Below are 13,227 nucleotides of genomic sequence, written 5' to 3' on the forward strand. Positions count from 1 at the left end.
TCAGCGCACCGGCAGAAAATTGAAGAACATCAGGCCCTGGGCATAATTGATGCCCACGCGCCGGGAGTTTTCTCCCAGCAGATTGGCGATCAGGTCCAGGCGCCCGATGATGGCGCCGAACTCGCGCTCAAAGCTCAGGTTGGTCACGGTGCTGGACATTTCGTTGGCCAGCAGCAGCGGCTCACCCTGGGCGTTGCGGCGCGACGATAGCAGCCACGCTGCCGCCTCCACATTGCGGGCGGCGTTATAGATGCGCTGGCCGTCCAGGATGTCGGAGACATAAAAGCGGGTTTTGTCGTTGTGGGCAGCCAGAATGGTGTCGGCCAGGCCATAGATGAAGGCCGCCACCCGGTCGCCCTGGTAGTTGGGATCCAGCGAGACCGCCAGCACCTGGACATCGCGCAACCCGGCCAGACCGCTGGGCGCGCGGCGCTCTTCGATCAGGCGCTTGACGTAGGCCACTGCCGCGGCCTGGTCGGCCACTCCCGACTTGCGCCACTCGCGCGGATTGCGCCGGTAAAGCTTGTCCAGCAGGGAGTACAGGCTGTTGAAGTTGTCGCGCGCCGCGAGCGTGACCGTGCGATTGAAGTCCGTCTGGGCCAACTGATCGGCCGACATGGGCTCACTGCGCGGCACCCGCGCCGAGGAAGGGGTGGCCGCAGGCGACACACACCCCGACAGGGCCCAGCCTGTCAGCAGTAGTGTCGCGGCCAGCCTCCATCGCCTCATGCCAGATTCGCCAGTCCTCTGTCGCCATCCGCCGCCCGCGGAACTGCCAAGACTTTACCGGATTTGCCCGCCGGCGTAAGCAGGGAAGTTCCCGCTTTTGCAAGCGAAAGAAAAACGGCACCCGAAGGTGCCGTTTCTCGACCTGGCGAACCGATTACTCGGCTTGCGGCTCGGCGGGCGCGGCAGCCGGGGCGTCGGCAGCAGGCTGTTGCTGCTGTTCGATGCCACCGATGGCCTTGACCGACAGGCGCAGACGGCCCTTGTCGTCGGCCTCGATGACCTTGACGCGGACTTGCTGGCCGACCTTCAGCACATCGTTGATGTTGGCGATGCGGTAGTTGGCGATTTCCGAGATGTGCAGCAGACCGTCACGGCCCGGCAGCACTTGCACGATGGCGCCGAAGTCCAGCAGACGCAGCACGGAACCATCATAGACCTGGCCCACTTCGACATCGGCGGTGAGTTCGACGATGCGGCGTTGCGCTTCCTTGGCCTGGCCCTCATCCACGCTGGCGATCACGATCGTGCCGTCATCGGAGATGTCGATCTGCGTGCCGGTCTCTTCGGTCAGCGCACGAATCGTCGCGCCGCCCTTGCCGATCACGTCACGGATCTTCTCGGGGTTGATCTTGATGGTCAGCATGCGCGGCGCGAACGCCGACAGCTCGGTGCGCGAACCGTCGAGCGAGTCACGCATCTTGCCGAGGATATGCAGACGGCCTTCGCGGGCCTGAGCCAGCGCGACCTGCATGATTTCCTTGGTGATGCCCTGGATCTTGATGTCCATCTGCAGCGCGGTGATACCGTTTTCGGTACCCGCCACCTTGAAGTCCATGTCGCCCAGGTGATCTTCGTCGCCCAGAATATCCGTCAGCACGGCGAACTTGCCGTCTTCGAGGATCAGGCCCATGGCCACGCCAGCGACGTGATCCGTGGTCGGCACGCCGGCATCCATCATGGCCAGCGAACCGCCGCAGACCGAAGCCATCGACGACGAGCCATTGGACTCGGTGATTTCCGAGACGATACGGATGGTGTACTGGAAGTCCTCGGGCTTGGGCAGCACGGGGATCAGCGAACGCTTGGCCAGACGGCCGTGGCCGATTTCACGCCGCTTGGGCACACCGATGCGGCCGGTTTCGCCGGTGGCGAACGGAGGCATGTTGTAGTGCAGCATGAAGCGATCACGGTACTCGCCCATCAGAGCGTCGATGATCTGCTCATCCTGCTTGGTGCCCAGCGTGGCCACGACCAGCGCCTGGGTTTCACCACGGGTGAACAGGGCGCTGCCGTGCGCGCGCGGCAGCACGCCCAGGCGCACGCTGATGGGGCGCACGGTGCGGGTGTCGCGGCCGTCGATACGGGGCTCACCGTTGAGGATCTGGCTGCGCACCAGGCGGGCTTCCAGATCGAACAGGATGTTGTCCACGGTCACGCCATCCGGCGTGTCCTGACCGGCGGCGGCAGCCTGCTCGGCCAGCTTGGCCGACACGTCTGCGTAGACTTCACGCAGCTTGGTCGTACGCGCTTGCTTTTCGCGGATCTGATAGGCGGCGGTCAGGCCGTCCTGGGCAGCGGCGGTCACCGCGGCGATCAGGGCCTCGTTCTTGGGCGCGGGCGCCCAGGTCCACTCAGGCTTGCCAGCGTCGCGCACCAGGTCATGGATGGCGTTGATGGCGGCCTGCATCTGCTCATGGCCGAACACCACACCGCCGAGCATGATGTCTTCGGACAGCTGCTGAGCTTCGGATTCGACCATCAGCACGGCGTTTTCCGTGCCGGCGACCACCAGATCCATCTTGGAGGTCTTGAGCTGCGACGCCGTGGGGTTGATGACGTACTGGCCATCGACATAGCCCACGCGGGCCGCGCCGATGGGGCCGTTGAACGGGATGCCCGAGATGGCCAGTGCGGCCGAGGCGCCGATCATGGCGGGGATGTCGGGGTCGATTTCCGGATTGACCGACAGCGTGTGGATCACCACCTGGACTTCGTTGTAGAAGCCTTCCGGGAAAAGCGGACGCAGGGGACGATCGATCAGGCGCGAGGTCAGCGTTTCCTTCTCGGAAGGCTTGCCTTCGCGCTTGAAGAAACCGCCGGGGATACGGCCGGCCGCATAGGTTTTTTCGATGTAGTCGACGGTCAGGGGGAAGAAATCCTGACCGGGTTTGGCCTTCTTGGCGGCGACGACCGTGGCCAGCACGACGGTGTCCTCAACGGACACAAGCACAGCGCCGGAGGCCTGGCGAGCGATCTCGCCGGTTTCCAGAACGACCGTGTGTTGGCCGTATTGGAAGGTCTTGGTCACTTTATTGAACATGACGATGGTTCCTTGCAAATGAAAAACCGTGGCCGTCGCGACAACGTCGCAGCGACCACGGTTGCGTCATGGGGAGCCAGCCCCGTCGATCACTTGCGCAGACCGAGTTTTTCGATCAGAGCGCGGTACGAATCGGGATTGCGGCCCTTGAGATAGTCGAGCAGTTTACGGCGACGGCTGACCATGCGCAGCAGACCGCGGCGCGAGTGGTGGTCCTTCGCGTGTTCCTTGAAGTGACCGGTCAGTTCGTTGATGCGGGCGGTGAGCAGAGCCACCTGGACTTCGGGGGAACCGGTATCGCCTTGCGCGCGTTGAAACTGCGAAACGATTTCGGCTTTTTTGATGTCAGCAACAGACATTTTTGACCTCTACGGACATGCGTCAGGGCCGAGGTGCCCGGACGTGGGTTGAGAAAAGACCTCGATATCATCACTACTGCGATGCGTTAAAGACGCTTGCGCGGCTTGGGCACGCATCGCCCGAACTGCTCTTTCTGTGGCTTTCCATACAAAGAAAGCGCAGATCGCCAGCGATTATAGCTGATTCGCTAAAATCCATGGCAAAGCCGCTGCCCGGTCTTTCCCGCGCGCACGGAAAAAATGGGGCCGGTCCCCAACAGGAGAAACCCTATGTCCTGCCTGCACATTCTGGCCCGCGCCCTGGCCGTCGGCGCGGCCGCGTCGGCACTGGCCGCCTGCACACCCATGACCGAGGTGCCGCCCGGCTCGCCCTACGCCAGCGTCGTCAGCGCCTATGGCCAACCCAATTTCACCTGCCGCCTGCCGGACGGACGCGAACGTGTCATCTGGACCCAACAGCCCATGGGTCAGTTCGCCTGGGGCAGCAATCTCACGGCCGACGGCCGCGTCGAACGCGTCGAGGCGCTGCTGACCGACGCCCAGTTCAAGCAATTGGGCGAAGGCACGTGGTCGGCCGAGCGGGTGCGCTGTGAATTCGGGCCGCCAGCGGAGATCCGCGAAACCGGCCTGCCCAGCGTGCGCCAGGTGGTCTGGGCCTACCGCTATCGGGAGTCTGGCGTCTGGAACTCCCTGATGTATGTCTACATGGGGCGCGGTGGGCAGCAGGTCACGCGCTTTCATCCCGGGCCAGACCCGATGTACGAAGAGCGCGACCACGGCTGGCGCTGAGCCCCGATAAAAAATGCCACCTCGCAGGTGGCATTTTTGCATTCGGCTAGGAATGGTTGCGGCGCTCTTGCTGCAACCTGCGCGCCCGGCTCCAGCGCCAGAACATGATCACCCAGCCCGAAAACCCATACAGCACGAACAGGCCGAAAAGCACGACCGGGGGATCGCTGGAGACGAAGACGAACACGGCCACGACCACCAGAATGCCCCAGAACGGCACGCTGCGCCCCAGCGCGAAACTCTTGCCGCTGAAAAACGGCGCGTTCGACACCATGGCCACGCCCGCATAGGTCGTCAAGCCAAACGCCGCCCAGGCCATGACACTGTCATGAATGGGCAGTTTATTGTCGATGGCCAGCCACACAAAGCCCGCCACCAGGGCCGCGGCCGCTGGGCTGGGCAAACCCTGGAAGAACCGTTTGTCGACCACGGCGATATTGGTATTGAAGCGGGCCAGGCGCAATGCCGCCCCCGCCACATACACAAAAGCCGCCAGCCAGCCCCAGCGCCCGAGGTCCTGAAGTATCCACTCGTAAGCCACCAGTGCCGGCGCCACGCCGAAGGACGTCATGTCCGACAAGGAATCATATTGCTCGCCGAAGGCGGACTGCGTGTTGGTCAGCCGCGCCACGCGGCCATCCATGCCGTCGAGCACCATGGCCACGAAAATGGCGATGGCGGCGGTCTCGAAGCGGTCATTCATGGCCTGCACCACGGCGTAGAAGCCCGCGAACAGGGCTGCCGTGGTGAAGGCATTGGGCAGCAGATAAATGCTGCGATGACGATTCTCGGAATCGCGCATGTTGAAATTGGGCATGGCGTATAAAAACTTCCGCAAGCTTTGTGAGGTGAAAGGTTAACCCATCTGGCCCCGCTTGAGGGAAAGGCGGGCAAGCGCCGGGGCGCTCGTCCCCGCCCAAAAAACAACGCCCCCCGCAAGATTGGAGGCGACTCCAACCCTGCGGGGGGCGTTTACCGAACTGAAATGAATCAGTTCTTGGACTTGTCGACCAGCTTGTTGGCGGCGATCCAGGGCATCATGGCGCGCAGCTTGGCGCCCACCACTTCGATCTGCGATTCCGCGTTGATGCGGCGGCGCGAGGTCAGGGTCGGAGCGCCGGCGGCGTTTTCCAGGATGAAGCGCTTGGCGTACTCACCGGTCTGGATGTCGGTCAGGCACTGGCGCATGGCCTTGCGGGTTTCCTCGGTCACGACCTTCGGGCCGGTCTCGTACTCGCCGAATTCGGCGTTGTTCGAGATCGAGTAGTTCATGTTGGCGATGCCGCCTTCATAGATCAGGTCGACGATGAGCTTGAGCTCGTGCAGGCACTCGAAGTAGGCCATCTCGGGCGCGTAACCGGCGTCCACGAGGGTGTCGAAACCCGCCTTGATCAGCTCGACGGTACCGCCGCACAGCACGGCTTGTTCGCCGAACAGGTCGGTTTCGGTCTCTTCACGGAAGTTGGTTTCGATGATGCCGGCACGGCCACCACCGTTGGCGCTGGCGTACGACAGGGCCACGTCACGGGCAGCGCCCGACTTGTCCTGATACACCGCCACCAGGTGGGGCACGCCGCCGCCTTGCGCGTAGGTCGAGCGCACCGTGTGGCCCGGCGCCTTGGGGGCGACCATGATGACGTCGATGTCTTCACGCGGCACGACCTGGCCGTAATGCACATTGAAACCGTGAGCGAAAGCCAGAGCGGCGCCGGCCTTGATGTTGGCGTGCACTTCGTTGCGATAGACGGCAGCGATGTTCTCGTCAGGCAAGAGCATCATCACGACATCGGCGCGCTTGACGGCTTCGGCCACTTCAGCGACTTCCAGGCCGGCGTTGGCGGCCTTGTTCCACGAGGCGCCGCCCTTGCGCAGGCCGACCACGACCTTCACGCCGGAATCATGCAGATTCAGGGCATGCGCGTGGCCTTGCGAGCCGTAACCGATGATGGCGACGGTCTTGCCTTTGACGAGGGAGAGATCGCAGTCTTTGTCGTAGAAAACTTTCATGGTTGCTCCAGATACTTATATTTTAAAAATCGTTGAATTCAGGGTGTAGGGTAAAGCGGATGCCGGTCAGAGCTTGAGAATACGTTCGCCGCGGCCGATGCCGGACACACCGGTGCGGACCGTCTCCAGGATGGCGCTGCGGTCCAGGGCCTCGATAAAGGCCTGCACCTTGTCCTGGTCGCCGGTCAGCTCGATGGTGTACGACTTGTCGGTCACGTCGATGATGCGGCCACGGAAGATATCCGCCATCCGCTTGACTTCGTCACGCTCCTTGCCGACCGCACGCACCTTGATGAGCATGAGCTCGCGTTCGATGTGCGCGCCTTCGGTCAGATCGACCACCTTGACGACATCCACCAGGCGATTCAAATGCTTGGTGATCTGCTCGATGACGTCCTCGGAACCGACGGTGACCACCGTCAGGCGCGACAGCGTCGCATCCTCGGTGGGCGCCACGGTGAGCGTTTCGATGTTGTAGCCGCGCGCGGAGAACAGGCCGACGACGCGCGACAGCGCGCCAGGCTCGTTTTCCATGAGCACAGAAATCACGTGTTTCATGGTGGTTTCCTTAGAGATCCTCGGAGCCGAGCAGCATCTCGGTCAGACCGCGGCCAGCCTTGACCATCGGCCACACGTTTTCGGTGCGGTCGGTGATGAAGTCGAGAAACACCAGGCGATCCTTATGCTTTTTGAACGCCTCGCGCAGCGCCGGCTCGACGTCGGCCGGCCGCTCGATGCGCAGGCCGACATGCCCATAGGCCTCGGCGACCTTGACGAAGTCCGGCAGCGAGTCCATGTACGACTCGGAATAGCGCGAGCCATAATCGATCTGCTGCCACTGCCGGACCATGCCCAGAAAGCGGTTGTTCAGGCAGACGATCTTGGGCGTCAGGTGGTATTGCTGGCAGGTCGACAGCTCCTGGATGTTCATCTGGATCGAGGCCTCGCCGGTGATGACGGCGATGTCCGAACCCGGATTGGCCATCTGCACGCCCATGGCGTAAGGCAGCCCGACCCCCATGGTGCCCAGCCCGCCGGAGTTGATCCAGCGGCGCGGCTTGTCGAAGCGGTAGTACTGCGCAGCCCACATCTGATGCTGGCCCACATCGGAGGTGACGAAAGCGTCGCCGCCCGTCACTTCCCAGAGCTTCTCGACCACGAACTGCGGCTTGATGACCTCGTCGGACGGCGCATACTTCAGGCATTCGCGCGCGCGCCATGCCTCGACCTGCTGCCACCACTTTTCCTGTGAAGCGGGTTTGCTTTCCTGGCGCGCCTGCTCGTATTGCGCGATGAGCTCGGTCAGGACGTCCTTGACGTTGCCCACGATGGGCACATCCACGCGCACCCGTTTGGAGATCGAAGAAGGATCGATATCGATGTGGATGATCTTGCGGGCGTTCTGGGCGAAATGCTTGGGATTGCCGATCACGCGGTCGTCGAAACGCGCGCCGATGGCCAGCAGCACATCACAGTGCTGCATGGCCATATTGGCCTCATACGTGCCATGCATGCCCGGCATGCCCACGAAATGGCGATCCGACGCCGGCATGGCGCCCAACCCCATCAACGTGTTGGTGCAGGGCGCGCCCAGCAGGTCCACCAGTTTGCGCAGCTCATCGGATGCATCGGAGAGAATCACCCCGCCGCCGGAGTAGATCATCGGGCGCTCGGCGCCCAGCAGCATCTGCACGGCCTTTTTGATCTGCCCTTGGTGGCCCTTGGTCACGGGCGCATAGGAGCGCATGGCAATTTCACCCTTTTTGGGCGTGTACTTGCACTGCGCGACCGTGATGTCCTTGGGGATGTCCACCAGCACCGGGCCCGGACGGCCCGTGCGCGCGATATAAAAAGCGCGGCGCATGGTTTCGGCCAGATCCTTGACGTCACGCACTAGGAAGTTGTGCTTGACGCAGGGACGGGTAATGCCGACGGTGTCGCACTCCTGGAAGGCATCTTCGCCGATGGCGGCAGTGGGCACCTGCCCGCTGATGATCACCATCGGAATCGAGTCCATATAGGCCGTGGCAATGCCGGTCACGGCATTGGTCACGCCCGGACCGCTGGTCACGATGCAGACACCGACCTTTTGCGACGCGCGCGAATAGGCATCGGCGGCGTGCACGGCAGCCTGCTCGTGGCGCACCAGGATGTGCTGAAATTTGTCTTGCTTGAAAATCGCGTCGTAGATGTAAAGCACCGCGCCGCCGGGATAGCCGAAAACGTGTTCCACGCCTTCTTCGGCCAGGCAGCGCACGACGATATCGGCGCCATTGAGTTCCATGTTGTCTTTCCTTTCTGTGCCGGCCCTGTTCCCCTGGCTGCCGCTCGCCCGGATACGGCGGCGACTGAGCCCATGCCAAGCTCGGCAACATAATCCGGCGCTTTGCGGCTCACGGAGCCACGCCACCCGGACACCCTGCCGACCCGGCACACGCTCGTCAGAGACGCAGTGCAAACGCCCAAGAGGCGTCGGAGGTCGAAATGGAAGCCTTGGCAACACACGCTTGTGGCGCGGCCAACAGCAAGTCTTACTGGCGCAGCAGGCCGCGGAAGGTGGCCCGGGCCCTGCTCGCCCGCGCGCCGGATTCGGATAGCAGACCGGCGCAAGAGGGGGCAATTTACCGCGTTGCGGCATACTCCGCAAATCGCATCGTGGCCCTCTGGCCGCCGGCGCGGTTTTTTGGCGCCGCCGCAAGGCTTAATTACTCATCCGCCCCCAAAAAAACCAGGCGAATCTCTATACTTGGGATGTCGTCACTTGCCTTCGCCACCATGGACCTGCGCATCGCCAGCATCCGGCGCTTTCTCTACAGCCATTATTTCTTCGGCGGCGTGCGCCAGGCAGTCGGCATGCTGCTGCCCGTACTGGTGCTGGGCGGCATTTTCGGGCAATACAGCATAGGCCTGGTCGCCACGTTCGGCGCCCAATGCCTGGCCATCATCGATCAGCCGGGCGGGCCACAGCGCCATCGCAGCAACGAGATGCTGGGCGGCGCCCTGCTGGGTGTGTCCACGGTCACCATCACCGGCCTGGCCTCGACCTACCCGGTGCTGCTCTGGTTCATCGTAATAGGCCAGTGCTTTCTGTTTTCGATGTTTTCGGTCTTTGGCAAGCGCGGCGGGCTGATCGGCTTTGCCGGCCTCTTGCTCATGACGCTGACCATGCACTCGCCGATGGCGCCCGATCAGGTGGTATGGCACTCGCTGGCCACGTTGGGCGGCTCCTTGTTCTATCTGCTGTTCAGCCTGAGCTTTCGGCGCATTTTCTGGCTGCGCGAAGAGCGCCAGGCGATGTCGGTGGCCCTCTTCGCCACGGCCGACTACATGGCCACCCGCGCCAGCTTCTATGACGAAAACGCCGATCTGGACGAGTCATACCGCCTGCTGATGCAGCGTCAGTCCACCATGACCGACACCCACCAGGCCGCGCGCGACCTGGTGCTGCGCGCGCTGCCGCGCGGCAAGGGCTTTCGCGAAAGCGACCGGGTCATGCTGTGGAATATGTTTGTCGACATGCTGCAGCTGCTCGACACCCTGGTGGCCACCCACACCGACTATGCCTTGCTGCGCCGCGCGCTGGCGGGCAACGACGCGCTGATCTTCATGCGCGACTCGCTGGTCAAAATGTCGCTGGAACTCAACCGCATCGCGCTGGATGTCTCGCGGGGCCGCACCACGCAGTACCGCAGCAGCGCCAAGGCCGAGTTGCGCGCCATCGAGTACGAGATCGAACAGCTCAAGCAGCAAGGCCTGGGCGAGCGCGAACCCGAAATACTGGCTCTGCTCATCCAGGTGCTGCGCCGGCTGCGCAATGCCGCACGCATTGTCGACCGCCTGGCCGACCATACGCAAGACCGCCCGGACGCCGTGCCCACCAGCGCCTTGCGCATCAACAAGTCTCTGACGCGCTTCATGTCGCGCCAGGAAGTCCGCCTGGGCATGATCACCAGCAACCTGCGCCTGGACTCGCCGCACTGCCGCTACGCGCTGCGCGTGGCGCTGGCGGCGGCCATCGCCCTGGGCCTGATCGGCAGCTGGCTGCCCGCCAATATGGCCGCGCACAGCTATTGGGTGCTGCTGACCATCGTCATCATCATGAAGCCCGGCTTCGCCCTGACGCGCCAGCGTAACGGCTGGCGCCTGATGGGCACGCTGATAGGCTGCATGCTGGCGCTGGCCCTGTTCATGGTGACCAGCAAGCCGGCCATTCTGTTTGCCGTGCTGCTTGGCGCCTGCATCATGGGCAACAGCCTGGTCCAGCTCAACTACATGGGCAGCGCGATTTTCAATACCCTCTTCGTAGTGCTGGTGTTTCACTTCGTCGCGCCGGGCACGGTGTCGCTCGAAGTCATCGGCGAACGCGCCATCGACACCGTCCTGGGCTGCGTGCTGGCGCTGCTGTGCAGCTATATCCTGCCCTGGTGGGAGGCGCGCTACATGAAGCCCCTGGCCCAGGCCGCCTCGCGCGCCAATCTCGAATACCTGCGCGAGGGCATGAAATACATCCAGGTTGTGCGTCAGCACACGGGCACCTCGTCCCCGGACAGCGACAACGCCATCGCCGACGCCGATCTGGCCTGGCGCTTCGCGCGCAAGAACGTGCACATCGCCTTTAGCAACTACGCCGAAGCTTTCTATCGCATGATGAGCGAGCCGCAGCAGCACCAGGTCAACGTGCCGGAGTTCAACAACCTGCTGATCCAGAACCACATCCTGGCCTCGCAGATCACCGCCGCCGTGCCCACCCTGGCCGCCATGCCGCAAACCCCGCCCGAGGTTCAGCAGGCGCTCGACGGCATCGAACAATGCTTGCAGACGGATGGACCCGAGCCCGCCGAGCTGCCGGCTCAGTTCGACACCAAGGGAGACGGGGCCACGCTGGCCTATCCGCTCAAGCAGATGGTGCGCGCGGCGGTCATGATCCGCCAGGAGCTGACCGCCGTGGCAGACCCGGACGAACCCGGGCTGGTCAGCGCTTAATCCTGGCGGCGCCGGAAGACAAGCTTGTCGGCACTCGAGGCCGAGGCATCGTAGGCATAGCCTTCGCTGTCAAACCCCTGCAAGCCCTCCGGCTTGTTGACCTTGTGCTCGATGGCATAGCGCGCCATCAGGCCGCGCGCCCGCTTGGCATGAAAACTGATGATCTTCCAGGCGCCGTTCTTCCAGTCCTGGAACACGCATTGCACGACCCGTGCCTGCAAGGTCTTGAGATCCACCGACTTGAAATACTCCTCGGAGGCCAGATTGACGATGACAGGCGCTTTTTCTCCCTCTTGCCGCTCGTTGAGATAACTGGCAATGGTGCTGCCCCAGTACTCATAGAGATTTTTGCCTTTGGCAGTCTCCAGCCGCGTGCCCATTTCCAGACGATAAGGCTGCATCAGATCCAGCGGGCGCAACGCGCCGTACAGCCCGCTCAGGATGACGACATGCTCCTGGGCCCACTCCAATTGCCGCGCCGACAGGGCCGATGCCTCCAGACCCTCGTAGACATCCCCATTGAATGCCAGCACCGCCTGGCGCGCATTGTCCTGCGTGAAGGTCTTGGTCCAGGCGGCATAGCGGCCCACATTCAGCTCCGCCAGCGCCTGACTCAAGCTCATCAACGCCGCGATATCGTCGGCAGACTTGGTCTTGAGCACCTTGATGAGCGCCGCGGCCTGATCCACGAACAAAGGCTGCGTGTGCGTCTGCACCTGCAACGGAGAGTCGTAATCGAGCTTTTTGGCGGGAGAAAGCAAAAACAGCATGAGGGAGAAATCCTTGTTATCAGCGAGCGGTCCAGCCGCCATCGACAGAAATGGTCGTACCGGTGATCTGCTCAGCGGCATCCGAAGCCAGGAAGACGGCCGTGCCGCCCAGCTGCTCGGGTGTGACGAACTGCAGCGAAGGCTGCTTTTCGCTCAGCAGTTCGCGCGCGGCGGCCTCCTGGTCCACGCCGCCCTTGGCAGCCAGTGCAGAAATCTGCTTTTCGACCAGCGGAGTACGCACCCAACCCGGGCAGATGGCATTGGCCGTCACCCCCGTGCCGGCCGTCTCGAGCGCGGTGACCTTGGTCAACCCCACCACGCCGTGCTTGGCCGCCACATAGGCGGACTTCTGGGCCGAGCCCACCAGACCATGCGCCGACGCAATATTGATGATGCGGCCCCAACCCTGCTTTTTCATGTGGGGCAACGCCGCGGCCGAACCATGAAAAACGGCCGACAGATTCAGCGCGAGAATGGCGTCCCACTTCTCGGCCGGAAAATCCTCGATCAGCGCGGTGTGCTGAATACCGGCGTTGTTGACCAGAATGTCGATGCGGCCCAGCGCCTGTACGGTGTTGGCCACCAGTTGACGCACCGCCTCACCCTTGGACAGATCCGCGGCGTCATACAGCACCTGCACCTTGCACTGCGCGGCCAGATCGGCACGCAACTTCTCGATTTCGGCAGCGTCGCCAAAACCATTGAGCACGACATCGGCGCCCTGCTGCGCGAATGCGCGGGCGATCCCCAGGCCTATGCCGCTGGTGGAACCGGTGACGACTGCAACTTTGCCTTTAAGCATGAAGATACTCCGCTGGGTCTAGGGCCACTAAGTGTATCCCTGCCGCGTCCGTTTGGCGTGCCGCCACACCGCGCAACACCTGCGACCGAGCCCGCGGCCGGCGGTCGATCCGCCCTCGTCCGCCGGCGTAGCCGGATGGCACGACGCGGGCCGCATCGACCAGCCCAAAGAAAAATTTGCAGAATGCAAAATTTTGGGTAGAATAGCGGGCTTTCGTGCTTCGGCAACGCAGCGGGAAACAAACCGGTTTAAATCATCGATCTTTCCGGAGATCGGGATCGACGTTATCGGCTCTGACCACGGCCAAGCGTTGCAACAGGTTTGCGCAAGACACCAGGAGAGGTGGCAGAGTGGTCGAATGCGCCGGACTCGAAATCCGGTATACGTTTAGGCGTATCGTGGGTTCGAATCCCACCCTCTCCGCCAGAATCTTTTGCATGAGGTTGTGCGCAACGGCTTTTACGTTTG

The 13,227-nt window shown here is 62.9% G+C and carries 11 protein-coding genes and 1 tRNA gene; 3 read left to right on the forward strand and 9 right to left on the reverse strand.

Annotation, left to right across the window (positions count from 1 at the left end):
• The 3 genes from CAL22_RS16350 to rpsO form a co-directional block, all read right to left on the reverse strand.
• On the reverse strand, nucleotides 1–729 hold the full coding sequence (locus CAL22_RS16350; protein ID WP_094815037.1) for a hypothetical protein: 729 nt from the start codon (nucleotides 727–729) through the stop codon (nucleotides 1–3).
• Between the two features lie 154 nt (nucleotides 730–883).
• On the reverse strand, nucleotides 884–3,049 hold the full coding sequence (pnp, locus tag CAL22_RS16355; RefSeq protein WP_094815039.1) for a polyribonucleotide nucleotidyltransferase: 2,166 nt from the start codon (nucleotides 3,047–3,049) through the stop codon (nucleotides 884–886).
• A gap of 89 nt (nucleotides 3,050–3,138) precedes the next feature.
• Complete coding sequence (gene rpsO, locus CAL22_RS16360) at nucleotides 3,139–3,408, reverse strand: 30S ribosomal protein S15 (protein WP_012418311.1); 270 nt, start codon at nucleotides 3,406–3,408, stop codon at nucleotides 3,139–3,141.
• A gap of 270 nt (nucleotides 3,409–3,678) precedes the next feature.
• Here rpsO and CAL22_RS16365 point away from each other — a divergent pair, with 270 nt between their 5' ends.
• On the forward strand, nucleotides 3,679–4,197 hold the full coding sequence (locus tag CAL22_RS16365; RefSeq protein ID WP_094815041.1) for a hypothetical protein: 519 nt from the start codon (nucleotides 3,679–3,681) through the stop codon (nucleotides 4,195–4,197).
• A gap of 46 nt (nucleotides 4,198–4,243) precedes the next feature.
• Here CAL22_RS16365 and pssA read toward each other — a convergent pair whose 3' ends face one another.
• From pssA to CAL22_RS16385, 4 genes are all read right to left on the reverse strand, one after another.
• On the reverse strand, nucleotides 4,244–5,014 hold the full coding sequence (pssA, locus tag CAL22_RS16370) for a CDP-diacylglycerol--serine O-phosphatidyltransferase (protein WP_094815043.1): 771 nt from the start codon (nucleotides 5,012–5,014) through the stop codon (nucleotides 4,244–4,246).
• Between the two features lie 173 nt (nucleotides 5,015–5,187).
• Nucleotides 5,188–6,204, reverse strand: coding sequence for a ketol-acid reductoisomerase (gene ilvC, locus CAL22_RS16375; RefSeq protein ID WP_094815045.1), 1,017 nt, complete (start codon nucleotides 6,202–6,204; stop codon nucleotides 5,188–5,190).
• 66 nt (nucleotides 6,205–6,270) lie between these two features.
• Complete coding sequence (gene ilvN, locus CAL22_RS16380; RefSeq protein ID WP_094815047.1) at nucleotides 6,271–6,762, reverse strand: acetolactate synthase small subunit; 492 nt, start codon at nucleotides 6,760–6,762, stop codon at nucleotides 6,271–6,273.
• 10 nt (nucleotides 6,763–6,772) lie between these two features.
• Nucleotides 6,773–8,542 carry an acetolactate synthase 3 catalytic subunit gene (locus CAL22_RS16385; RefSeq protein WP_432264319.1) on the reverse strand — a complete coding sequence of 590 codons (1,770 nt, stop codon included), beginning with the start codon at nucleotides 8,540–8,542 and terminating at the stop codon, nucleotides 6,773–6,775.
• 437 nt (nucleotides 8,543–8,979) lie between these two features.
• Between CAL22_RS16385 and CAL22_RS16390 the strand changes: the two genes are divergently transcribed.
• Nucleotides 8,980–11,187 carry an FUSC family protein gene (locus CAL22_RS16390; protein WP_094816715.1) on the forward strand — a complete coding sequence of 736 codons (2,208 nt, stop codon included), beginning with the start codon at nucleotides 8,980–8,982 and terminating at the stop codon, nucleotides 11,185–11,187.
• On the opposite strand, the gene yaaA is transcribed toward CAL22_RS16390, so the two are convergent.
• On the reverse strand, nucleotides 11,184–11,957 hold the full coding sequence (gene yaaA / locus CAL22_RS16395; protein ID WP_094816717.1) for a peroxide stress protein YaaA: 774 nt from the start codon (nucleotides 11,955–11,957) through the stop codon (nucleotides 11,184–11,186). The two genes, CAL22_RS16390 and yaaA, sit on opposite strands and share 4 nt — an antisense overlap.
• Before the next feature lie 19 nt (nucleotides 11,958–11,976).
• Nucleotides 11,977–12,759, reverse strand: a complete 783-nt coding sequence (locus CAL22_RS16400) for a 3-hydroxybutyrate dehydrogenase (RefSeq protein ID WP_094815051.1) — start codon at nucleotides 12,757–12,759, stop codon at nucleotides 11,977–11,979.
• 336 nt (nucleotides 12,760–13,095) lie between these two features.
• Here CAL22_RS16400 and CAL22_RS16405 point away from each other — a divergent pair.
• A tRNA-Ser gene (locus tag CAL22_RS16405) sits at nucleotides 13,096–13,185 on the forward strand.
• Nucleotides 13,186–13,227: the final 42 nt, after the last annotated feature.

This window comes from Bordetella genomosp. 12 (genome assembly GCF_002261355.1).
Taxonomy (GTDB): domain Bacteria; phylum Pseudomonadota; class Gammaproteobacteria; order Burkholderiales; family Burkholderiaceae_B; genus Bordetella.